Origin of the sequence: Streptomyces blattellae, assembly GCF_009709555.1 — a bacterium.
Lineage (GTDB): Bacteria > Actinomycetota > Actinomycetes > Streptomycetales > Streptomycetaceae > Streptomyces > Streptomyces blattellae.
In genome coordinates this window covers 1-22,035 of record NZ_WJBG01000138.1, presented here as the reverse complement: position 1 = coordinate 22,035, position 22,035 = coordinate 1, and the positions used below count along the sequence as shown (strand labels likewise).

At 70.5% G+C, this 22,035-nt stretch carries 16 protein-coding genes; 6 read left to right on the top strand and 10 right to left on the bottom strand.

What is annotated here, in order from left to right; genetic code table 11:
- Window positions 1–66: 66 nt before the first annotated feature.
- Complete coding sequence (locus GFH49_RS14270) at window positions 67–2,190, bottom strand: DNA gyrase/topoisomerase IV subunit B (RefSeq protein WP_155056248.1); 2,124 nt, start codon at window positions 2,188–2,190, stop codon at window positions 67–69.
- Between the two features lie 440 nt (window positions 2,191–2,630).
- Between GFH49_RS14270 and GFH49_RS14265 the strand changes: the two genes are divergently transcribed.
- Window positions 2,631–2,861 (top strand): DUF7455 domain-containing protein, encoded by a 231-nt coding sequence (locus GFH49_RS14265; protein WP_155056247.1) that lies wholly within the window; start codon window positions 2,631–2,633, stop codon window positions 2,859–2,861.
- Between the two features lie 98 nt (window positions 2,862–2,959).
- Here the strand turns inward: GFH49_RS14265 and GFH49_RS14260 are convergent, their stop codons facing one another.
- Both GFH49_RS14260 and GFH49_RS14255 read right to left on the bottom strand, forming a co-directional pair.
- The gene (locus GFH49_RS14260) at window positions 2,960–3,853 is read right to left on the bottom strand and encodes a S1 family peptidase (protein WP_155056246.1); all 894 of its coding nucleotides are present in this window, start codon (window positions 3,851–3,853) and stop codon (window positions 2,960–2,962) included.
- Window positions 3,854–3,983: 130 nt separating this feature from the next.
- A complete protein-coding gene (locus tag GFH49_RS14255; RefSeq protein ID WP_155056245.1) occupies window positions 3,984–5,519 on the bottom strand; it encodes an RNA polymerase sigma factor in 1,536 nt (511 codons plus the stop codon).
- On the opposite strand from GFH49_RS14255, the gene GFH49_RS39355 reads away from it, so the two are divergent.
- Window positions 5,461–5,610 (top strand): hypothetical protein, encoded by a 150-nt coding sequence (locus GFH49_RS39355; RefSeq protein WP_196217981.1) that lies wholly within the window; start codon window positions 5,461–5,463, stop codon window positions 5,608–5,610. The two genes, GFH49_RS14255 and GFH49_RS39355, sit on opposite strands and share 59 nt — an antisense overlap.
- 337 nt (window positions 5,611–5,947) lie before the next feature.
- On the opposite strand, the gene GFH49_RS14250 is transcribed toward GFH49_RS39355, so the two are convergent.
- The 5 genes from GFH49_RS14250 to GFH49_RS14230 all read right to left on the bottom strand — a co-directional run bounded on the left by GFH49_RS14250 (window position 5,948) and on the right by GFH49_RS14230 (window position 14,395).
- Window positions 5,948–6,835, bottom strand: a complete 888-nt coding sequence (locus GFH49_RS14250; protein WP_155056244.1) for a FadR/GntR family transcriptional regulator — start codon at window positions 6,833–6,835, stop codon at window positions 5,948–5,950.
- 162 nt (window positions 6,836–6,997) lie between these two features.
- Window positions 6,998–9,220 (bottom strand): ABC transporter ATP-binding protein, encoded by a 2,223-nt coding sequence (locus GFH49_RS14245; protein ID WP_155056243.1) that lies wholly within the window; start codon window positions 9,218–9,220, stop codon window positions 6,998–7,000.
- Window positions 9,221–9,345: 125 nt separating this feature from the next.
- Window positions 9,346–10,104 (bottom strand): NUDIX hydrolase, encoded by a 759-nt coding sequence (locus tag GFH49_RS14240; protein ID WP_155056242.1) that lies wholly within the window; start codon window positions 10,102–10,104, stop codon window positions 9,346–9,348.
- 130 nt (window positions 10,105–10,234) lie between these two features.
- On the bottom strand, window positions 10,235–12,406 hold the full coding sequence (locus GFH49_RS14235; protein ID WP_408055909.1) for a glycogen debranching N-terminal domain-containing protein: 2,172 nt from the start codon (window positions 12,404–12,406) through the stop codon (window positions 10,235–10,237).
- A 270-nt stretch (window positions 12,407–12,676) separates the two neighbouring features.
- Window positions 12,677–14,395, bottom strand: a complete 1,719-nt coding sequence (locus GFH49_RS14230) for a DUF4192 family protein (RefSeq protein WP_408055908.1) — start codon at window positions 14,393–14,395, stop codon at window positions 12,677–12,679.
- Between the two features lie 141 nt (window positions 14,396–14,536).
- Here GFH49_RS14230 and GFH49_RS14225 point away from each other — a divergent pair, with 141 nt between their 5' ends.
- Together GFH49_RS14225 and GFH49_RS14220 are read left to right on the top strand one after the other, a co-directional pair.
- Window positions 14,537–16,702, top strand: coding sequence for a RecQ family ATP-dependent DNA helicase (locus tag GFH49_RS14225; protein ID WP_155056241.1), 2,166 nt, complete (start codon window positions 14,537–14,539; stop codon window positions 16,700–16,702).
- A gap of 356 nt (window positions 16,703–17,058) precedes the next feature.
- Window positions 17,059–17,691 (top strand): hypothetical protein, encoded by a 633-nt coding sequence (locus GFH49_RS14220; RefSeq protein ID WP_155056240.1) that lies wholly within the window; start codon window positions 17,059–17,061, stop codon window positions 17,689–17,691.
- 448 nt (window positions 17,692–18,139) lie between these two features.
- Here GFH49_RS14220 and GFH49_RS14215 read toward each other — a convergent pair whose 3' ends face one another.
- The gene (locus GFH49_RS14215) at window positions 18,140–18,775 is read right to left on the bottom strand and encodes a hypothetical protein (protein ID WP_155056239.1); all 636 of its coding nucleotides are present in this window, start codon (window positions 18,773–18,775) and stop codon (window positions 18,140–18,142) included.
- Between the two features lie 68 nt (window positions 18,776–18,843).
- Window positions 18,844–19,545, bottom strand: a complete 702-nt coding sequence (gene rnhB / locus GFH49_RS14210; protein ID WP_155056238.1) for a ribonuclease HII — start codon at window positions 19,543–19,545, stop codon at window positions 18,844–18,846.
- Between the two features lie 214 nt (window positions 19,546–19,759).
- On the opposite strand from rnhB, the gene GFH49_RS41480 reads away from it, so the two are divergent.
- A complete protein-coding gene (locus tag GFH49_RS41480) occupies window positions 19,760–19,936 on the top strand; it encodes a hypothetical protein (RefSeq protein WP_196217980.1) in 177 nt (58 codons plus the stop codon).
- 537 nt (window positions 19,937–20,473) lie between these two features.
- A complete protein-coding gene (gene ltrA, locus GFH49_RS14200) occupies window positions 20,474–21,922 on the top strand; it encodes a group II intron reverse transcriptase/maturase (RefSeq protein WP_155056235.1) in 1,449 nt (482 codons plus the stop codon).
- Window positions 21,923–22,035 lie beyond the last annotated feature (113 nt).

Below are 22,035 nucleotides of genomic sequence, written 5' to 3'. Positions count from 1 at the left end.
CCGGCAACCGTTTCCGGCACCGGCACCGTTTCCGGCACCGTTTCCGGCCCAGGCCGCGCGCAGCGGCTACGCGTCGATGCGGGACCGGTCGAGCGTCGCCGCCGAGCTGGAGATGAACTCCTTGCGCGGTGCGACGTCGTTGCCCATCAGCAGGTCGAAGACCTGCTCGGCGGACTCCAGGTCGCCGAGGTTGATCCGGCGCAGCGTGCGGTGACGCGGGTCCATGGTGGTCTCGGCCAGCTGGTCGGCATCCATCTCGCCGAGACCCTTGTACCGCTGGATGGAGTCCTTGTACCGGATGCCCTTGCTCTCGAACTCCATGAGCGTGTCGCGCAGTTCGCGGTCCGAGTACGTGTAGACGTACTTGTCCTGGCCCTTCTTGGGCTGGGTGAGCTCGACACGGTGCAGCGGAGGGACGGCCGCGAAGACCCGGCCTGCCTCGACCATGGGCCGCATGTAGCGGTGGAACAGGGTCAGGAGCAGCGTCCGGATGTGGGAGCCGTCCACATCGGCGTCGGTCATCATGATGATCTTGCCGTAGCGGGCCGCGTCGATGTCGAAGGTCCGGCCCGACCCCGCTCCTATGACCTGGATGATCGCGCCGCACTCGGCGTTCTTGAGCATGTCGGTCACGGACGACTTCTGGACGTTGAGGATCTTGCCGCGGATCGGCAGCAGCGCCTGGAACTCGGAGTTCCGGGCGAGCTTGGCGGTGCCGAGCGCGGAGTCTCCCTCGACGATGAACAGTTCGCTGCGGTCCACGTCGTCGCTGCGGCAGTCGGCGAGCTTGGCGGGCAGCGACGAGGACTCCAGGGCCGTCTTCCGGCGCTGCGCGTCCTTGTGCTGGCGGGCGGCGATCCGCGTACGGGCCGCGGCGACGGCCTTCTCCAGGACCACGCGGGCCTGGGCCGCGGCGTCCCGCTTGGTGGAGGTGAGGAACGCCTTGAGCTCTTTGGAGATCACCGTGTTCACGATGCGGCGGGCCGCCGAGGTGCCGAGGACTTCCTTGGTCTGTCCCTCGAACTGGGGCTCGGCCAGCCGCACGGTGACGACCGCGGTGAGACCCTCCAGGGCGTCGTCCTTGACGATGTCGTCCTCGGCGACGCGCAGCAGCTTCTTGCCGCGCAGCACCTCGTTCAGCGTCTTGGTGACCGCCTGCTCGAAGCCCGCGACATGGGTGCCGCCCTTGGGGGTGGCGATGATGTTGACGAACGACTTCAGGCTCGTGTCATAGCCGGTGCCCCAGCGCATCGCGACGTCGACACCGAGTTCACGCGTCACCTCGGTGGGCGTCATCTGGCCGTGGTCGTCCAGGACCGGAACCGTCTCCTTGAAGGTGCCCTGCCCGGAGAAGCGGAGGACGTCGCATACCGGCTTGTCGGCGGCGAGGTACTCGCAGAACTCGCTGATGCCGCCGTCGAAGCGGAACGACTCCTCGCCCTTGCTGCCGTCGTCGCCGAGGCCGAACTCGTCGCGCACGACGATGGTCAGGCCGGGCACCAGGAAAGCCGTCTGGCGTGCCCGCTGGTGCAGGTTCTCCAGGGAGAGCTTGGCGTCCTTGAGGAAGATCTGACGGTCGGCCCAGTACCGCACGCGCGTGCCGGTGCGGGTCTTGGGGATCTTCTTGGCCTTGCGCAGGCCGCCCTTGGCCTGGAACTCGGCGTCGGGGCCGGCTGCGGCGAAGGCTCCGGGGACACCGCGCCGGAAGCTGATGGCGTGGGTGTGGCCGCTGCGGTCCACCTCGACGTCGAGCCGGCCGGACAGTGCGTTCACCACGGAGGCACCGACGCCGTGCAGACCGCCGGAGGCGGCGTACGAGCCGCCGCCGAACTTGCCACCGGCGTGCAGCTTGGTCATCACGACCTCGATACCGGAGAGGCCGGTCTTCGGCTCGACGTCGACCGGGATGCCCCGGCCGTTGTCCCGGACCTCGACGGATCCGTCGTCGTGGAGGATCACCTCGATGTGGTCGCAGTAGCCCCCGAGGGCCTCGTCCACGGAGTTGTCGATGATCTCCCACAGGCAGTGCATCAGACCGCGGCTGTCGGTCGATCCGATGTACATGCCCGGGCGCTTCCGCACGGCCTCTAGCCCTTCGAGGACGAGCAGGTGCCGCGCGGTGTAGTTGGAACCGTCCCGGTCTGCTCCTGCCAGCAGCGCTGTGGACGGCACGGACGTCTCGGCGGTCACGCGGTTCGCTCCTCGCTGAATTTCAGGTGGGGCCCTTCTGGGTAAGGGCGCGGCTTCGGTTGCCGCTCAGAGGGTACCGAGGCCTGGTAGAGCCGTTGTAACGCCACCCTCGTCATGAACTCACACTAGCCCAGGCTCGCATACGTGTTCGATCCCTCGATGGAGTGAAGCACACATCACGTTCCCTTCCAGGCATGAACCATTTAGGCTCCGGGCACGTCCTCATGAACAACCGGCAACCCAGCCGGGGGGACCGACACTGACCGACAGCGCGAAACCGTAAGACACATAGACACGCAATACGGCACATTCGCCGCCAACCGGCAGCAGGCAGCCGCCCGGAAGATTTTTTTCGAGGAAAAGCCACGAGCGGGAACGTTTTCGGGCTGGTTGGATGTTGACCCTGGTACGACAGCTCGTCGAGCTAGAGAAGAGGCGACGTGACTACTGTTCTGACCCCCGCGAGCCCGCTGACGGCCGCCGATCGCTGCGACCGCTGCGGCGCCCAGGCATACCTGCGCGTCGTCCTGCTGAGCGGCGGAGAACTGCTCTTCTGCGCCCACCACGGCCGCAAGTTCGAGCCGGAACTCAAGAAGATCGCCGCCGAGATACAGGACGAGACGGAGCGACTGACGGCCGCTCCCGCATCCGCCTCCGAAGAAGAGCGCTGACGCCTCGCGTTCCACGACGAGCCAGCACCGGCACAGGCCGGCCCGCGGGCGGCACCCCTGCCAGGGGTGCCGCCCGCGCTCGTACCCGGAGATCCCCCTCAGACGAGGCCGGGCGACCCCGTATGCCTCACCGTGGGGCTGCCGTCCCAGCCCAACGTGCGCATGACCTCGGACACCCGCGTATAGACGCCGGGGCTGTCAGCGCGCCCACAGCCACTCCCCCAGGACACGAGCCCGATCAGCTTTCCCTGCGCGACGAGCGGCCCTCCGCTGTCCCCCTGACAGGCGTCGTGGCCCCCTTTCTCCTCCCCGGCGCACACCATGGTGTCGGCGCCATAGGTACCTTCGCTGCTGCCCGGATACGCCTGCTGGCAGAGGGCATCGCGCAGTACATGCACACGTGCCCCCCGGAGGCTGCGCGCATAGTCGCCGGAGCCGGTGACATCACCCCAGCCGTAGACGGTGGCAGCCGTGCCCGGTTCGTACGCCTGATCGCCCGCGGCCGCCATCGGGACGACCGAGGTCTTCGGAAGGGCCTGCGCGAGTGTGACCACTGCGAAGTCGCCGGCGTTGCTGGCGCTGTCGTAGCCAGGGTTCACCCAGGTGTCGCGTACGGCGATCTCCCGCCCCTCGTCCGAGAGGAGGTCCGTACGCCCTGTGATGACCTTGAGATCGCGCACCTGGTCCGGGGGCGCGCTCAGCACGTCCTCGCCCAGACAGTGAGCCGCGGTGAGCACAGTGGTGGGGCCCACCACCACGCCGTCGCAGAACTGCCCCGCGCGCGTACCCCCGAACCGGTCACGGCTGGACAGGGCCACGATCCACGGGCTCTCGGATATCTCGACCGGGAAACCACCGACGACGACGTTGTCCGCGGACACCGGAGCGGCGGACACGACCGTTACGGCGGTGGCCGCGGCCACAAGAACCAGCGGCCGGGTCAGCCCCCGGGGAAGCGGCCGGGTGAGCCCCCGGGAAAAGGGAGAGCGCATACACGTTCCTCACTCTGGGGTGGTCATGGAAAACCCAGGGTGATTCACAACCCCGCGCCCCGCACCCGCTCAGCACGAAGGCCCGGCTCCCCTGGAGGGGGCCGGGCCTTCGGCGTCGTACGATCGCGACCTAGTCGAGGTAGTCGCGCAGCACCTGCGAACGGGACGGGTGGCGCAGCTTCGACATGGTCTTGGACTCGATCTGGCGGATGCGCTCGCGGGTGACGCCGTAGACCTTGCCGATCTCGTCGAGGGTCTTCGGCTGACCGTCGGTGAGACCGAACCGCATGGAGACGACGCCCGCCTCGCGCTCGGACAGGGTGTCGAGGACCGAGTGCAGCTGCTCCTGGAGGAGCGTGAAGCTGACCGCGTCGGCCGGCACGACGGCCTCGGAGTCCTCGATGAGGTCACCGAACTCGCTGTCGCCGTCCTCGCCCAGCGGAGTGTGCAGGGAGATCGGCTCGCGGCCGTACTTCTGGACCTCGATGACCTTCTCCGGGGTCATGTCGAGCTCCTTGGCCAGCTCCTCCGGGGTGGGCTCGCGGCCCAGGTCCTGGAGCATCTGGCGCTGCACGCGCGCGAGCTTGTTGATGACCTCGACCATGTGCACCGGGATACGGATGGTGCGGGCCTGGTCGGCCATCGCCCGGGTGATCGCCTGACGGATCCACCAGGTGGCGTACGTGGAGAACTTGTAGCCCTTGGTGTAGTCGAACTTCTCCACCGCGCGGATCAGACCGAGGTTGCCCTCCTGGATGAGGTCCAGGAAGAGCATGCCGCGGCCGGTGTAGCGCTTGGCCAGGGAGACCACCAGGCGGAGGTTGGCCTCCAGGAGGTGGTTCTTGGCACGGCGGCCGTCCTCGGCGATGATCTCCAGCTCGCGCTTGAGCTTCGGGGCGAGCTTGTCGGCGTTGGAAAGCTTGTCCTCGGCGAACAGACCGGCCTCGATGCGCTTGGCCAGCTCGACCTCCTGCTCGGCGTTGAGCAGCGGGACTTTACCGATCTGCTTGAGGTAGTCCTTGACCGGGTCGGCGGTGGCACCGGCCGCGGCGACCTGCTGTGCGGGCGCGTCGTCCTCGTCCTCGTCGGACAGTACGAACCCGGCGCTCTCAGCACCCTCGGGCTCCTCGCCCGCCTTGGCTTCCTCTAGGACTTCCTCTTCGACCGGCTCGGCGTCGTCCTTCTTGGCGGCGGCCGTGGTCTTCTTGGCCGCCGTCTTCTTGGCGACGGTCTTCTTCGCGGCCGCCTTCTTGGCAGTGGGCTTCTTGGCAGCGGCCTTCATCGCGGACGCCTCGTCCTCGACGGGCGGGTCGACGACGGGTGCCGTCGGTGTGGCGGTGGCGGTGGCCTTCTTGGCGGTCACCGTCTTCGCCGCGACCGTCTTGGTGGCGGTGCGCTTGGCCGGACTCTTCGCTGCGACGCTCTTACGGGTGCGCTTGGGCTCCGCGGCACTGACCATCAGCGTCACACCCTCTTCCTCGAGGATCTGGTTGAGGCTGCGCAGTACGTTCTTCCACTGAGTGGCCGGAATCTGGTCAGCTTCGAAGGCCCGACGCACGTCATCGCCGGCGATCTGCCCCTCAGCCTTTCCCCGCTCAATGAGCGCCATGACAGAGACGGACTCGGCGATCTCCGGCGGGAGCGTACGGGATGTGCTGGCCGACACGAACAACCTCTCGGAACGTTGGAAAACGGCTTCCGGCCCCGTCCAGGGCGGACAGGAGCCGACCGCCGACTGGGGGATGAGCCGACGGTGAGGGCGGGGGCCGGGAAGATGCACAGCGCCTTGAACGGCGTCCGTATTCCCTCCGCGGCTGTCACCTCTTAGGTCATCGCACTGATCCCACGAGCGTTACGCCCAATCTGCGTGGCCCGAGTCACACCCCGTAAGCGCTCAAAAACGGCCAGACACGGGCAGAGGAGGTCACCCGTGCCTGTGACGGACCCATGCCGTGTGCCTCTTCGCTCGATCGCGCCGTCGGACCCCGCAGGAACCCGAGGGGTCCTGCGGGGTCCGAGAGGGGGCGGTCCGCCGATCGGTGCTGCCACAGGAGGGGGTGGCAACCCCGGCCGCGCCGCCCGTGGTGGTGCGCGTCAGTGCTCGCGCGGGGCGGGAACCACGCGCTCCACCTCAGGGTGGACGGTGAGCAGTTGGCGCATGGCGGCCTCGGCGGCCGCCCCGTCGCCGGCGGCGAGGGCGTCGACGATCCTGCCGTGATGCGCCAGCGACGTCTCGTTCGGCCTGTCACACCCCGTGACCGGGCCGCCGGAAACCTGGAGGGCGGCCGACACGATCCCGGAGAGGTGCTCCAGCATGCGGTTGCCCGCTACCTGGATGAGCAGGGAATGGAACTCGGCGTCCGCGCGGGAGAAGGTGAGCGCGTCCCCTTGCCCCATGGCGTGGCTCATGATCTCGACCATGTCCCCGAGCCGCTGCTGGACATCCTCGCGTCCGTGCCCGGCGGCGAGGCGCGCGGCCAGTGGCTCGATCGTCCAGCGCAGTTCGCTCAGCTCGCGTCGCTGGTCGTCGCGCTGCGGTCCGAAAGCGCGCCATTCGATGATGTCCGGGTCGAGGAGGTTCCAGTCACTGACGGGACGCACGCGCGTACCGACGTTCGGGCGGGCGCTGACCAGGCCCTTGGCCTCCAGGACGCGGAGCGACTCCCGGACGACGGTGCGGGAGACCTCGAAGCGCTGGCCGATCTCCTCTGGCACCAGTGGACGATCGGCGCCCAGGTCGCCCGAAACGATCATCTGGCCCAGCTGCTGGACGAGTTGGCCGTGCAGCCCGCGTCCGCGGCTGCCCGCGGCACGCCGGCCCACCCGGCCCAGCTCCGGATCGGCGCCGTCCCAGGCGGGGGCCCCGACACGGTCGGCGGGGGGCGCCTCGGCGTAGGGATAGCGGTCGAGTTCGCCCGGGCCGGCGAGACCGGAGTCTGCGGAGCGGGCGGCGGTCATCATGGTGTGCGCAAGGGTACTCACGGATCCTTTGTCGGCGCCGTCTCCAACTGCCTTGAGGTCTTTGGTGAAAAGCACACGAAAGGGTGATCGCTCACCCCGTCGCAATTGACGCCTTATCGGAAAGAAATGGGCTTTCCCCGGGGAGTTGTGCGCAGGGCGGGATCGGAAGGGCTCGGACGGTCGTCATCGGACCCTGCTACGCAGGGTCGTGAGCAGATATGCGCAGAGCAGAACGGACAGTGACAACGCCAATGCGCCGCCCACGGGTTGACCGATCATCCGGGCCGCAGCGGCCAGATATCGCTCTCCGCCGAAGGGCCACTGCATCAGCAGCACCTCACGCAGCCGCATGGGAAACCCGGCCGTCGTTCGCACAGCCGGTCCCTCCAGGACCCTGTGTACGAGAGGTACGACCAGGATCGGTACGGAGACCACGGCAGCGAGCCCGGCCGTGGTGGACCGGAAGGTGCCGGCGGCCAGCACTCCGGCCCAGGCACAGCCGATCACGAGACCGAGCCAACTCGCGCTCAGCGACAGCCAGTCGGCGGGAACTTGCGTGAGCTCCCGTCCGTATACGAGATAGAGCGCTTCCGCGTTGCAGCCGACCGTGAGGAAGGCCAGCAGGAGCGCGGTGGCCGCGGTGACGAGGAGTTTGGCGGCGAGCAGCCCCAGCCGGCGGGGCACGCTGCCACGGTCCGCCGCCAGGGCGGGGTGGCGGAACTCGTCGCCGAAGGAGAGCGCGCCGAGCAGCCCCGCGCCGAGCGCCGCGGGCGGCAGCGGCAGCTCCTGCGGCCATGCGGCCAGCAGACGTGGCTGCGGAGTGTGACCGATGCGGGCCAGCAGTACGGCGGTGAGGACCGACACAGCGAGTACGGCGGCCCCGGTGATGAACCCCGTGCTGATTCCGGCGGCGCGACGCAGCTCGTAGCGGAGCGGGCGGAGGGGACTGGGCGAGGGGCGGACTGAGATGGGGGGTGGCAGCGGGGGCGGGGGGTCGAGGGTGCGGACTTCGCCGGAACCATCGGAGCGCGATCGCGCGCCGCCGGCCGCGACGCGCGCATCGTCGCAGGCGGCCTGTGCTCCCGCGGGCGTTTCGGTGGAGATCCGCGGTTCGCCGGCCGATGAAGGCGATACGTCGGCCGAGGGGGGCGGCTCGTCGGCAGACTCGGAGGCGGACAGTGGCACGTCGGCAGACTCGGAGGCGGACAGTGGCACGTCGGCAGACTCGGAGGCGGACAGTGGCGCGTCGCCAGCCGCTCGAAGTTCGTCTGCTGCGTTCTGCGACGCGTCGAGCGGCGTCCGGGGTGCGCCTACGGCGCTCCTCGACGCATCGGGCAGAGGTCGGTGTGCGTCCGCGGACTGCTGCGACGCGTCGAGCGGCGCGCGCGATGCGTCCCCGGTGCCCGACGACGGTTCAGACGGTGCGCGGGAGTTCTCGGTTTGCCGCGGCACGTCCGGTCCGCGATCGGCCGCGACCGGGTGCGGTTCGCGGGGGGTTTGCGGTTCCTCAGCCGGTACCGCCGCCGCACCTGCCCCCATGTCCCCGATCTCATCGGCGAGTTGATGTACGAGGATGCCGTGGCGGAACGCGGTCTCGCCGACGTCGGCGCAGGTACTGCCGTACACGGAGAGCCGGTTGCCCCCCTCGCGTACGACCTCGATGGAGCGTTGCGCGGTGCGGGCCTCCCTGGTGAGCAGGGCCGCGAGGCGTGCGGCGTGCGGGCTGCGGACGGCGACCCGAGGGCGGAGCCGGGTACGGGCGAACTCGGCGGCGTCCTGGTCGGCGACGAGCCTGCCCCGTTCCAGCGTGACCACGCGGTCGGCGGTGCGCGCGGCTTCCTTGGGGTCGGCGGTGGTGTGCAGGACCGTACCCCCCTGGGATGCGTGCGCGCGCAGCATGGCGTACAACCAGCGGGCCTCTCGGGCGGAGAGGCTGTCGGCGGGCTCGTCGAGCACGAGCGTGTGCGGGTCGGAGAGGAGGGCACAGGCCAGGCCGAGGCGGCGGTCCATGCCGCGTGAGAGGGTGCCGAGACGCTCGTCACGCAGACTGACCAGGCCCGCCACTTCGAGGACCTCGTCGGCACGCCGCACGGCAAGGCCCGCGGCGGCACACAGCATGCGAAGGTGCCCCCGCACGGTCCGGGCGGGGTGTCCGGGGACGTCGCCGAGGAGTACGCCGACCTCACGCGAGGGGTGAGCGATGCGATGCAGGGGGCGGCCTCTGAAGTAGGTGATTCCGCGGCCCTGTTGGAGTTCGAGCATCAGTCTGAGCGCCGTCGTCTTGCCTGCCCCCGGTGCGCCGAGCAGCGCGGTGACGTAGCCCGCGCGCGCCTCGAAGGTGACGTCGTCGACGGCGGGGGGAAGCTCCTTGCGGGGGTTGCTGGTCAATCCGAAGACCTCGATCACCCGAAGCAAGATAGCGCGCTATGTCCGCTTTTTCGGGCATTCCACAGCCTGCTGACCGGGCGGTTGTCGACCCGGCCGGACCTCTGTTCGCCCTTCGCTTCCGGGATTCGCGCCGGTGCCCGGTGTCACACCTCGGGGCGCAGCATCGGAGGGTTGAGCAGCGTGGCGCCGCCGGCCCGGAAGAGCTGAGCCGGACGACCGCCCTGGCGGGTGGTGGTACCGCCGGTGGGGACGAGGAATCCCGGTGTGCCCGTCACCTTGCGGTGGAAGTTGCGTGGGTCGAGCGCGACCGCCCAGACCGCCTCGTAGACACGGCGCAGCTCGCCGACGGTGAACTCGGTGGGGCAGAACGCCGTGGCCAGGGAGGAGTACTCGATCTTGGATCGGGCGCGCTCCACCCCGTCCGACAGGATCTGTGCATGATCGAAGGCGAGCGGCGCCACAGGTTCGCCGTCGCGGCCGTAGCCGCTGGGCTGCAGCAGTTCCTCGACCGGCGCCCAGCGCGCGTTGCTGGCGTCGCCGCCCGCGCGGGGGGCCGGCAGGTCGGGGGCGAGCGCCAGGTGCGCGACACTGACCACCCGCATCCGGGGATCCCGCTTGGGATCGCCGTACGTCGCCAGCTGCTCAAGATGGGCGCCGTTGTCCTGGGCGGGGACAGCGGGATCATGGGCGCGCAGCCCCGTCTCCTCGGCCAGCTCGCGTGCTGCCGCCTGTGCCAGATCCTCGTCGGCCCGTACGAAGCCTCCCGGGAGCGCCCAGCGTCCCTGGAACGGCGGTTCGCCCCTGCGTACCGCCAGCGCGCACAGGGCATGGCGGCGCACGGTCAGCACGACCAGGTCCACGGTGACGGCGAAGGCCGGAAAGGCTGACGGGTCGTAGGGCATGCGGCGATCATAGTCGTCTGCCTGACGATAAACACTCCCTTCGTCGGCCGCACCGGTGGCTGATCCACTGTGCTCGGTATGGGTCTCACCCTGTTTCCCCGGCAGTCGTGCGGTGCCGCGGCCTGCGAGATCACCCTCCCAGTTGCAGCTGGTCGGCCGCCTCCTCGACCATGGCGAGGCCGAGTCGGCTGACCCGCACGGAGAAGGGGGCGTCCGCCACCCGCAGGCCGGTCAGGACGATCTCTCCCAGGGGTGCGCTGCCCATGGGGCGCAGCGTGACCGCGCCGGCGGGTGCGTCGGGGCGGATACCGGCGAGCGTGGTCAGCAGCAGCACTCCCGCAGCCGCGGCCGTGGCGGCCGGGCGGCAGGCTGCGGGGTGCGGGAGGGGGGCGCTCCCGTCGGTGCGCTGCTCTCCCGCGTACATCTCGGGCAGCCGGTGGCCGAAGGTCTCCGCCGCGGCCAGCACGCCGCGCAACAGGGCTCCCGCTTCCTTCTCGTACCCGGCGGCGGTCAGCCCCGCCACAGCGACGGCCGTCTCCTGGACCCGCACGGCGCCGGAGCGGTGCCCGAACGAGTTGTAGCCCGGCTCCTTCACGCCCAGCCCGCGCAGGCCCCAGCCCGAGTCCATGGCCGGGCCTCCGAGCAGCCGGGCGAGCTGTTCGGTCTGCACCTTGTCGAGCAGACCCGGCGCCTGCCGGCCTCCGCCCAGCAGACCGGTGTCGAGGAGGTGGACGGCGAAGGCACCCAGCGGCGGCACGAGTCGGCCGTCCGGGGCCCGCGCGGCCGCCGGCCGGCCGCCACCCAGGTCGTCGGCCCAGAAGTCCGCCCGGAACGCCGTCCGCAAAGCCTCGGCCCACTGCCGCAGCCATGCCCCACCCGGTCTACCGGTGTCGTCGAGCAGATCGGCGCCGAGCACTCCGGCGCGATGAGCGTACGCCTGTGTCTCGCAGCGCACGGGTCCGCCCGGGTAGGCGTCGCGCAGATACGTGCCGTCGCCCACCGCGGTGCGCAGCCAGGTCAGACAGCGGTCGGCCGCCGGGAGCAGTTCCTGTGTCTCGTGTTCGGACAGGCCCCAGCGGCGGGCCTCGGCCAGGAGGACGGGGAACAGGAGCGTGGCCTCCGTGCCCGTGCAGGCCGGCGGCAGATGCGGGCCCGCGTCCCGCCGCGGACCCGGGATCATGCCGAACTGGGCGCCCGGGCCGTCGAGTTGGGTGCGGGCGAGGGTGCGCAGGGTACCCGCGGCGAGCCGGGTGCCGAGGGGCAGTGCCATCCGGGCGGCGGCCAGTGCGTCCGCCGGAGCCAGGCCGCAGCGCCAGGGCACGCCGGCGGCCAGGTGCGTGTCGAGCGGGTGGGCCGGGTCGCGCAGCAGCAGGGAGTGGAGGTCCTCGACGCTCGTACGCAGGAGTGCCTGCGCTCCGGGGTCGTCTCCCGCTGCCCGGGCGGGTGCGAGGGGGCTCGTCGCCGCACGGCCCACGGCCCGCAGGTGCCCGGCTCCGTCGGGCCGTACCCGCAGTTCCACGCTCGTGCTGCCGCCCGGGGGAAGTTCGAGCTCCCAGCGCAGCAGCCCTGCGGAGGCCAGTGCATCGTGCGGTGGTGGGTCGGCCGTGACCGATGACTTCCCGGCGGCGCAGGACCAGCGCAGGCCGGAGTCGTGGACGCCGGCCGGCAGTTCGTGCCCCGCGCTTCCGCTCGCGATCGCGGCCAGGTCGGCCAGATCCGTACCGAGGGCCACCTCGACCGGCAGGCGCAGGGGACGGAGTGCCGCACTGTGCAAGGTGATCCGTTCCGTACCGTCCGCGCTGCGGATGCGCTCCACGACGACGTCCGGGTCCGGACCGCTGTGTGCGGACGTGCGCAGGGTGCCCACGAACCGGGCGGTGTCGGCTGCGGTCATCCTTGCCTGCACCGCGAGTGGCTCGCGGCCGGCCACCCGAACCTGGCAGCGGGAGAGCACACGCCGGCCCGCGCGGTAGATCCCCTCCAGACCGCGGCCGGTCAGCTGGCCCTGTTCCATGGAGATGGCGAAGCCGGGAAGCGCGACACAGATCAGAGCGGTGTGGGCGGGCGGCAGGTCCAGGGGCCGACGCGAGGTCGGCGGTGGGGCGGCGCGAGACGGGATCGAATCCGTACCGCGCCTCTGGGCCGGGGGCCGGGATGGTGCCCAGCCATGAGCGCCGCTCGGAAACCATGGCTTGCGGGTGGCGGCACTGTCCGCGAGCGACGGTGGACCGGTACCCGCAGCGAACCCGTTGTGCGCGCGGCGGTCGTCGACGGCGGTGGCGGGCGGAGTCGGCTGGTGCATGGGCGGCTCCTTCTGCGCTCTGTGCGCCTCTGGCGTGCTCGGCGCCGTGCTGGATGCGTCCGGAGTGACGTGGGAGGTGAGGCGGCCGTGCCCGTCCAGGCGTTCCGCCACTCAGGTGAACGGCATAGGGCCGTTCGGGGTAACGCCCCCGGCAGGGCGACTGCGGCGAGTGACGGCGGAGTGGGCCGCCCACCGCGGCCCGCCCTGGTTGTCGAGCGGTCCTCCCTCCGCGACTGCCCTCCCTCCGAGTGCAGCCACCCGTGCTTCCGCTCACAGGTCCCCCTCATGGCTGTCGCCCTTGGCATGCGCGTCTCCTGGATTGCCGGTGCCATGGGCTGGCGCTCCACTGGCTGAGGTACGCGGGCGCGTGCCGCCCGCACGAGGAGCCGCCGGGCGCGTCACCCCCGCCGACGCCGTGCGCGGCCGGGAGGGCCTCGGCCTCGGCTCTCGCGCCATGGGCTTCGCCGAGCGGGACGAGTCGTCGCCGGCACTCGCAGGCCGTGCGCGGCGCCGGCGGCGGGAGGCTGACGCCGCTGTGGGAGCGGTGCACCGGTCCGGCTCGGCGGTCTCGCTCCGCACCGGCTCTTCCGTGACCTCCGCGCCGCCGGCCGGCGTCGGCTCGCGACCCTCGCGTTCCGCGCGCAGGCAGCGGCGGATCGACTCCGGGGCCAGTCCCTCGTTGCAGGCCTGGTGCAGCAGACGGGCGAAGAGGTAACCGGGGTCCGCGCCGAGTGCCATCGCGAGGGCTTCCCTGGCCTCCAGGTCGTCGCCCGTCGACCAGGCGACCCACCCGGCGAGCGTGAGTGGCGCCGCGGCATGTTCGCCGTACGGGCCGACGCAGCGGCGGGCCAGGGCTCGCCAGAGGCGCAGTGCCGGACCGGCCTCGTCGCCCTCCATCCACTCGGCCGCCCGATCACGGGTCGTACGGTCCTGCAGGCCGAGAATCAGCGTCGCGGCTTCGTCGTGTCCGACCAGTCCGTCATCGCGAAGGTCGGCCATGAGCGTTCCGGACACGGACGGGGCTTCGGCCAGACGGCTCATGACCTGCAGGGACAGCTCCAGCGTCTCCTGGGCCACGCCCGCCCGGCTCGCGTCGTCGAGGATCCGGGGGACGAGGGTCATTCCGGCGGTGTCCAGAGCGACCTCCTGTTCCACAGCGGCCGCCGCTTCCCAGGGCAGGAGCCTGGCCCGCAGTTCCCGCAGGGAGCCGCGTACCTGGAGGCCCGCATAGGTGGCAGCGGCGGCCAGCACGGAGGTGCCGGGCAGGCCCATCGGCACGCCTTCCGGCGGGCAGCATCGCTCGTTCACGCAGCAGTACGACCAGAAGCGGCCGTCCGAGATGCACACTGCTTCGATCACCGGCACGTCCAGCAGACCGCACTCGACGCGCAGCCGCTGGGCCAGCGGCTGCAGTCGATCCATGACCTGTCGGCCGGATTCCCCGTTCGCCGGTTCCTGGCAGACGTAGGCGACCAGCTGTTCCGGGCGGGCGCCCCGGCGCTCGCTGCCCGTCACCAGCCCGTGGGCCAACTGCCGGGCCGCGGACGGCCAGTCGTCCGGGTTCGCAGGGATGCCGAGTCGGGCTCGGCCGCCGAAGCGTCCACGTCCGCCCCTGTCGTGCAGGGCGACCAGGACGACACTGTCCTCCGGGCGGTAGCCGAGCAGGTATGGCAGGGCGTCGGCCAGTTCGGCCGGGGTGCGGAGGGTGACCTGGTGCTCGCCGGGATGGCCGTCGCACAGGTCGGGCGCGCTATGCGTGTCAGGTGAATTGTGCGCACCCGGTGAGCCGTGCGCGTCAGGTGCGTTGTGCGCACCCGGTGAGCTGTGCGCGTCAGGTGCGTCGTATACGTCAGGGCCGTGGGGCTCGCCGGGGCCGAAGGGCTCGCGGCCTCGGCCAGGCTCGTCCTCCGGGCCGTGCGCATCGAGGCCTTCGCGTCCGGCCATGTCCTCGTTTTCGGGAGATCCAGTCGTTTCGCCGTGATTCGTCATGCGTCGACGATCTCCCGGATTGCGGGACTCCGCTTCGACCTGTGGATAAGTCCGACCAGGGACACGTCAATCAGGTCGGACGGCCCTCTCGTCGTCCACAGCCGGCCCGGGTTGTCAGCGCCGTCCTGTTGTATGGGATGCATGGAGCACACGAGCAACGCGGATCTCCGGGCGGCCGCCGACGCGGTCCTCGCCCGCCTCGTCGGGGACGCCACGGGGGCGGCCAGGCTGCGCGAGGACCAGTGGCGGGCGATCGAGGCGCTGGTGGCGGACAGACGCCGCGCCCTCGTCGTCCAGCGCACGGGGTGGGGCAAGTCGGCGGTGTACTTCGTCGCCACATCGTTGCTGCGTGCCCGGGGCAGCGGCCCCACCGTGATCGTCTCTCCACTGCTCGCGCTGATGCGCAATCAGGTCGAGGCCGCGGCCCGTGCCGGTATCCACGCGCGGACCATCAACTCCTCCAACACCGAGGAGTGGGACATGGTCCAGAGCGAAATCGCCGCAGGTGAGGTCGATGTCCTGCTGGTCAGCCCGGAGCGGCTCAACAACCCGGACTTCCGCGACCAGGTACTGCCCAAACTCGCCGCCGCGACGGGACTGCTCGTGGTCGACGAGGCACACTGCATTTCCGACTGGGGTCACGACTTCCGCCCGGACTACCGACGGCTGCGCACGATGCTGACGGACCTCCCGCCCGGGGTGCCGGTACTCGCGACCACCGCAACCGCCAACGCGCGCGTGACCGCCGATGTCGCGGAACAGCTCGGCACCGGGGGCACGTCGGATGCCCTTGTGCTGCGTGGCCCGCTCGACCGGGAGAGCCTGAGCCTGAGCGTGCTCCGGCTGCCGGACGCCGCGCACCGGATGGCCTGGCTCGCCGACCACCTCGACGAGCTGCCGGGCTCCGGAATCATCTACACGCTCACGGTGGCGGCTGCCGAGGAGGTCACCGCCTTCCTGCGACAGCGCGGGCACACCGTCGCCCCGTACACCGGCAGGACGGAGAACGCCGACCGGCAGCAGGCCGAGGACGACCTGATCGCCAACCGGGTCAAGGCGCTGGTCGCCACCTCCGCGCTCGGCATGGGCTTCGACAAGCCCGACCTCGGATTCGTGGTGCACCTGGGCTCGCCCTCCTCTCCCATCGCCTACTACCAGCAGGTGGGCCGAGCCGGACGCGGCGTCGAGCACGCCGAAGTGCTCCTGCTCCCGGGCAAGGAGGACGAGGCGATCTGGGAGTACTTCACCTCGCTCGCCTTCCCGTCGGAGGACCTGGTGCGGCGCACGCTCGATGTCCTCGCGCGCGCGGAGCGGCCCCTGTCGCTGCCCGCTCTGGAACCGTTGGTGGAGCTGCGCCGGTCCCGCCTGGAGACCATGCTCAAGGTCCTCGACGTGGACGGGACGGTCAAGCGGGTCAAGGGTGGCTGGATCGCGACCGGGCGGCCGTGGACGTACGAGTCGGAGCGGTACGACTGGGTGGCCCGGCAGCGCAAGGCCGAACAGCAGGCGATGCGCGAGTACGCGTCGACGACGGCCTGCCGTATGGAGTTCCTGCAACGCCAGCTGGACGATGAGGGAGCCAAGCCCTGCCGCCGCTGCGACAACTGCGCGGGCGCGCGCTTCACCGCCGGCATGTCCCCGGCCGCTCTGGACGCCGCGCGCGACGACCTCGGCCGGGCGGGCGTCGAGGTGGAACCGCGCAGGATGTGGCCGACCGGGCTGCCGGCGATCGGTGTCGACCTCAAGGGCCGCATTCCCGCCGGTGAGCAGGCCGCACCGGGACGGGCCCTGGGACGGCTGTCGGACATCGGCTGGGGCAACCGGCTCCGGCCGATGCTTGCCCCTCACTCGCCTGACGGCCCGGTGCCGGACGACGTGGCAAAGGCCGTCGTCGGCACGCTGGCCGACTGGGCCAAGGGGCCCGGAGGCTGGGCCTCGGGAGCGGAGACCGCCCAGGCACGTCCTGTCGGTGTCGTCACCATCGCCTCGCGCTCCCGGCCGCAACTGGTCAACTCCCTCGGCGCACACATCTCGGAGGTGGGCCGACTGCCGCTGCTGGGATCCGTGGAGTACACGGGCGACGGGCATCAGGTCACACGGAGCAACAGCGCCCAGCGGCTCAAGGCACTCGACGGCGTGCTGACCGTGCCGCCGGCGCTCGCCTCTGCCCTGTCCGACGTCGGGGGTCCCGTCCTCCTGGTGGACGATTTCACCGAGACGGGCTGGACGCTGGCGGTCGCAGCCCGCATGCTCCGGCGTGCCGGCGCCCGAGGGGTGCTACCGCTGGTCCTGGCGGTCCAGGGTTGATCACACCCTGGCCCAGGGCGGCCCCACGCACGCGTGCACCGGCGGTAACGGTGCCCCCGCGAGCCGGCCCCGCCAGGGGGGCCGTGCGCGGCCCTCCTCGCCTCCACGGCGTACGCCCTTGAAGCACGGTCACACGATGCGTCGCAGATGACATACCCGGTGGGGATATAAACCACGGACCATCAGATATCGGTCGGTGGCCCCAATTGCTCGTTGCCGCAGCCACGTTCGACAGGAAGAATTAAGGTCCGCTCCCCGCACGGCTCGTCCGTAATCCGGCAGGGCTCCGCTGCGGTGTGCGCTCCCCCGAATCCAGACCCCGCCCGCAGTGTGGGCGCGTAGCCGAAGGGAGGACCGTGACCTTCGGATTCGCTCCGTCCTCCGCGGCATCCGCATCGTCTGCCGACCTGTCCGCCGCGTCCGCCAACCCTCTGGCCCGCGTGCTCGAACCCGCGGAGTGGGCCGCGGCCGGCATCCCCCTGCTGCGCAACCCACGGGAGGTCGTCAGCGGTCTGCACTCCCGGCACTGCCCCCGACCGGCAACCGCGATCGTGGCCGTGCTCGACCCGGACGAACGGCTCTGCGCCAGCGCATCTTTCACCCGTCGCCCGGCCCCGGCCGACGGCTGGATGTCCCGCAACGTCCTGCTCGCCCAACTGCGCCGGGTCATCCCCCACGACCTGCGGCGCCGTACGCCGGTGCGCACCGCTGTGCTGCTGTACTGCCGTGAGGGCGACGCGCGTTGGACGGAGGAGGACGGCGCATGGATGTGGGGCCTGCGCGACGCCTGCACCCTGCACGGGCTGCGCTGCGGGGCGTACATCACGCTGACCCGTGACGGCTGGCAGGTTCTCGGAGAGGGCCGCGGCGGACGCCGACCCAGCGCAGATTCCACCCCGGAGCCCTTCGCGACGTCCGAGGCGCCACCGCCGAAGCCACGGACGGGCGGCGCGGCCTCGGACGTCCTGCGCCGCGCGGCGGCTCGCTGAGTGCGCGGTTCCCTGCGGAAAGGCTGACGGAACGTTCCGGCAGTGCCCGGCCATCGGGGCGCTTCAGCCTCGACCCCGCCGAAGGCCCCGGCCCGACAGCACGCCGCGCCACGTACACGCCTCACCCAGGACGCGCCCCTCAGGACGCGCCACGTAGGCCCCGCTCAGGACGCGCCGGATGCCCGCAGACCATGTACGACAGCCAGGATCACGCACCCGCGAACGGCCTCCCCCGCTCTGAGCCCACGCCCGGAACAGGCTCACCGCATCCCGCGACGCCCCGCCTGCGCACGTCTCACTCCGCAACGCAAAACCGGACTGCCCGTCCAGGAACAAGCGGCTCGTACGCCCCACAAGCCTCACTCACCCGCGCACGCCGAACCCCCCACCGTGCAAACACCGCCACGGCGACAACGTTTCGCCGCTCCCCGGACGATCCGGAACGGGCTCAGACGCCCGCGCCCAGCACCGAATTGATCTGCTGCGGGTCGCCGCAGACGATCAACAGCGCGCCGGCCCGAGTGAGGGCCAGGGGGAGCGCGGTGGCGGCAGCGGCGTCGGGTCCGCCGTTGACGGCGACGACGACCACCGGACGCGCGGCGGCACGGCTCGCGACGGCGGCGTCCATATAGAAGACGTCGTCACCGGAGTCGTGCTGCGCCCAATAGGCGGCTTCACCGAAGGACAGCTCGTGAGCAGCCCACGGATGCTGTTCACCCGTGGTGATCACCAGCACGTCACCGGGGGTGCGACCCGAGTCCAGCAGCAGGTCCACGGCCTCCTCGGCGGCATCGAGCGCGCCTTCTACCGAGGCCGGGATCAACTGGATCTGCGGAGTCGCCGGGACCGCGTCGGAGGCGGCATGGGCGGCCGGGCCCGAAGGTCCGGGCTTGGCCACGTCTCGCGGCGTACGTTGTACCGGCGGCGTGGGCCTGAGGGGCCCGGGACGACCGGGACGTGACGGAGCCGCGGGGCGGGGACCGGGTACAGGACGGGGGGTCGGCGCGGTGCGGCCACTGGCCGGGGTGGCGCGGGGACCCTGGGCACTCTCGTGAATCTGAGGCTCCTCGGGAATGAGAGGCATGAGCTGATGTTTATCAAACGTTGGTATGGCTCGCGTCGGCGGGTGGCACATCAGTGCGAGCGGAATCGTCAGAAGTCGAAGCCGAGCTGCCCCTCGATCTCCGGAACGCTTCCGTCCACCCAGCTGCGGACCTTCTTGAGGTGCCGCCACTGGGGCAGCGCATCAAGATACGCCCACGACAACCGGTGGTACGGGGTGGGTCCCCGCTCCTCCAGCGCGGCCTTGTGCACGGGCGACGGGTACCCGGCATTGTCCGCAAAACCGAAGTCTGCATGGTCGATACCCAGTTCGGCCATCATTTTGTCGCGCTGAACCTTGGCGATCACCGAGGCCGCCGCAACCGCCACACAGGACTGGTCCCCCTTGATCACCGTGCGGACCTTCCAGGGCGCACCGAGGTAGTCGTGCTTCCCGTCGAGTATCACCGCCTCGGGACGGACCGGCAGGCCTTCCAGCGCACGCAGCGCCGCCAGGCGCAGCGCGGCCGTCATGCCCCGCTCATCGATCTCCTCCGGAGAGGCGTGCCCCAGGGCATACGAGGTCACCCACGTGAGAAGCACCTCGGCGAGTTCGGTGCGGCGCTTGACGGTGAGCAGCTTGGAGTCGGTGAGGCCTTCGGGGGGCCGACGCAGTCCGGTGATCGCCGCGCAGACGGTGACGGGGCCGGCCCACGCACCGCGCCCCACCTCGTCGACACCGGCAATGACCTTCGCTCCGGTCGTGGCGCGAAGGGAGCGCTCGACGGTGTGAGTAGGTGGTTCGTACGGCATGGCGCCCTTAGCCTACGCCGCCCGGATCCCCCGACGACACCCTGGTTCTGCCCGGTGCTCCAGTCTGACTTCGCGATCTTGTGGCCGTACCCGGCCGGGAACGGGTACGGCCACCGCGTGGTCATCGGTTGGTGTGTGGACAAACGAAGATCGTGCGGTGGCCGCTGGCCACAGCGTAGACCCAGCCCGCCGGCGGGCAATGTTCGACCAGGCCATGGCCCGGATCGCGGGGCATTTCGGCCGAGTTGAACCCCGGGCGAGTGCCCGCTCCTATCTGCTCGGGCTGCTGTCGCGTGCCGAGCGGAAGAACTGCTGGGTGCGCCACGAGGCGCCATGTGACCGAGTGGAGGTGCGAGACCTCTACCGCCGGGCCGTCGCAGCGGCCGGGTAGAAGCTGAGGGCAGTCCGAGTCGGGGAACGCCGGTGAGGACGGAAAGCAGCCCTGACAACGCCGGGACGGCGCGGTACTGCCAGACGCGTCGGGTTCGGCAAGCAAGGCCAGAAGGCGTACGAAGAGGAACCCGTGTAAAGCCCCGTAAGTCTTGCACCGGGCTCAAATCTGGCGGATATGGGCCCGGGGTGCAGTGCGTGACCTCTCGCTTCGGCAGGGGTGGTCAACTCCGAAGCCGGTCTCCAACTGCCGGTGGGGAGGCCACGCTGAAGGTCTGCGGCGTAGGCGTGGTGATGCTGCCGGGGTAGTAGCGGGACGCCGACCTGGCCGATCGGCACATGGTGAACGTGGGAACCGCCTGCGGTCGCCCCCGCTTCCCCGGCATCCGGTCCGGAGAGCGAGGGCAGGCCCGTTGCCGGCTGAGGTCCGCAGGTGGGGCGGAGGCCCCGTAGTAGTCCGAGCGGAGGAAAGCTCCGTGCATGGCGAAGGGGGCCAGCAAGTCGGCAGGGAGGATGCTGCAATGCCGGGAGGCCGCTGGTGAATACCGACGCGCTGGAGTTCGCGCTGCTCAAGGCCGAGCGCCGGGTACTGGGGATGCAGACCAAGCTGCACTGTTGGGCGACCGACGATCGTGATCGCCGGTTCGATGACCTGTTCAATCTCGTCGCCGATCCCGCGTTCTTGCTGGTCGCGTGGGTTCGGGTGCGAAGGAACAGGGGCGCCCGCTCGGCCGGAGTGGACGGGCAGACCGCTCGCTCCGTGGAGGACGGGCAAGGCGTTGAGGTCTTCCTCAACGAGCTACGGTCCGACCTGAAGGACCGTAGTTTCCGCCCGCTTCCCGTGCGGGAACGGATGATTCCCAAGCCGGGGACGGCCAAGCGCCGTCGGCTGGGGATTCCCACCGTGCGGGACCGGGTGGTCCAGGCGTCCCTGAAGCTGGTGCTGGAGCCGATCTTTGAGGCGGATTTCCTCCCGTGCTCCTACGGGTTCCGCCCGAAGCGCCGGGCTCATGACGCGCTCGCCGAGGCACACCACTTCGCCAAGAGCTCCTATGAGTGGATGGTGGAGGGGGATATCGAGGCGTGCTTCGACTCGATCGACCACACGGCCCTGATGGACCGGGTGCGCCGCCGAGTCGGGGATCGTCGTGTTCTTGACCTGGTGAAGGCGTTCTTGAAGGCGGGCATCCTCAGCGAGGGTGGTCAGTCCAAGGACACCGACACCGGCACTCCGCAGGGTGGGATTCTCTCGCCGCTGCTGGCCAACATCGCCCTGTCCGTCCTCGATGAGTTCATCGCGGCCGGTCCGGGCGGGCCGAACTCCACACAGGGCCAGCGGGCCCGACGTCGTCGTCAGGATCTGCCCAACTACCGGCTCATCCGGTATGCGGACGACTTTCTGATTGCCGTGACCGGGACGCGTGAGCAGGCCGAGGACATACGCACCCAGGTGGCGGAAGCACTCGCCCCGATGGGACTGCGGCTGTCGGTGGAGAAGACGGCGATCACTCACATCGACGAGGGGCTGGACTTCCTGGGGTGGCGCCTCCAGCGCCACCGCAAACGAGGAACACAGAAGCACTACGTCTACCTCTACCCCTCCAAGAAGGCCCTCCAGGCCGTCAAGGAGAAGGTCAAGACGCTGTGTCGACAGGACACGAACCTGCCGCTGGCAGTCGTGCTGCACCATCTCAACCCGGTGCTGCGGGGCTGGACGGCGTACTTCCGGCACGGGGTGTCGGCCGCGACCTTCCAATACCTGTCGGCCTTCACCTGGCGCCAGGTCTTCGGGTGGCTGCGGCGCAAGCACCGCCGGTCCAGTTGGAAGAGTCTGCGCCGTCGCTATAGCGCGGGTCGATGGTGGCCCGCCGACGACGAGGTGACCTTGTTCAAGTGCGCGAAGGTGCGGACCCACCGCTACCTCTACCGCGGCAACAAGATCCCCTCGCCTTGGCCCAACGGGACCACGATCGCAGCGGCCGCCTGAGAGGGCTTGTGGAGAGCCGGATGCCTGGAGATCGGGCACGTCCGGTTCGGGAGGCGGGCCGGGGAAACCCACCGACGGCAACGTCGGCAGGGCGCCCCGGTCCGACCTCACCA

What these genes read in the sequence shown, in the direction of transcription:
- GFH49_RS14260 (WP_155056246.1), bottom strand. Translation starts at nt 3,853, where the DNA reads ATGCGCTCTCCCTTTTCCCGGGGGCTCACCCGGCCGCTTCCCCGGGGG.
- GFH49_RS39355 (WP_196217981.1), top strand. Translation starts at nt 5,461, where the DNA reads ATGACAGAGACGGACTCGGCGATCTCCGGCGGGAGCGTACGGGATGTG.
- GFH49_RS14240 (WP_155056242.1), bottom strand. Translation starts at nt 10,104, where the DNA reads ATGCCCTACGACCCGTCAGCCTTTCCGGCCTTCGCCGTCACCGTGGAC.
- GFH49_RS14235 (WP_408055909.1), bottom strand. Translation starts at nt 12,406, where the DNA reads ATGCACCAGCCGACTCCGCCCGCCACCGCCGTCGACGACCGCCGCGCG.
- GFH49_RS14230 (WP_408055908.1), bottom strand. Translation starts at nt 14,395, where the DNA reads ATGACGAATCACGGCGAAACGACTGGATCTCCCGAAAACGAGGACATG.
- GFH49_RS14225 (WP_155056241.1), top strand. Translation starts at nt 14,537, where the DNA reads ATGGAGCACACGAGCAACGCGGATCTCCGGGCGGCCGCCGACGCGGTC.
- GFH49_RS14215 (WP_155056239.1), bottom strand. Translation starts at nt 18,775, where the DNA reads ATGCCTCTCATTCCCGAGGAGCCTCAGATTCACGAGAGTGCCCAGGGT.
- rnhB (WP_155056238.1), bottom strand. Translation starts at nt 19,545, where the DNA reads ATGCCGTACGAACCACCTACTCACACCGTCGAGCGCTCCCTTCGCGCC.
- GFH49_RS41480 (WP_196217980.1), top strand. Translation starts at nt 19,760, where the DNA reads ATGGCCCGGATCGCGGGGCATTTCGGCCGAGTTGAACCCCGGGCGAGT.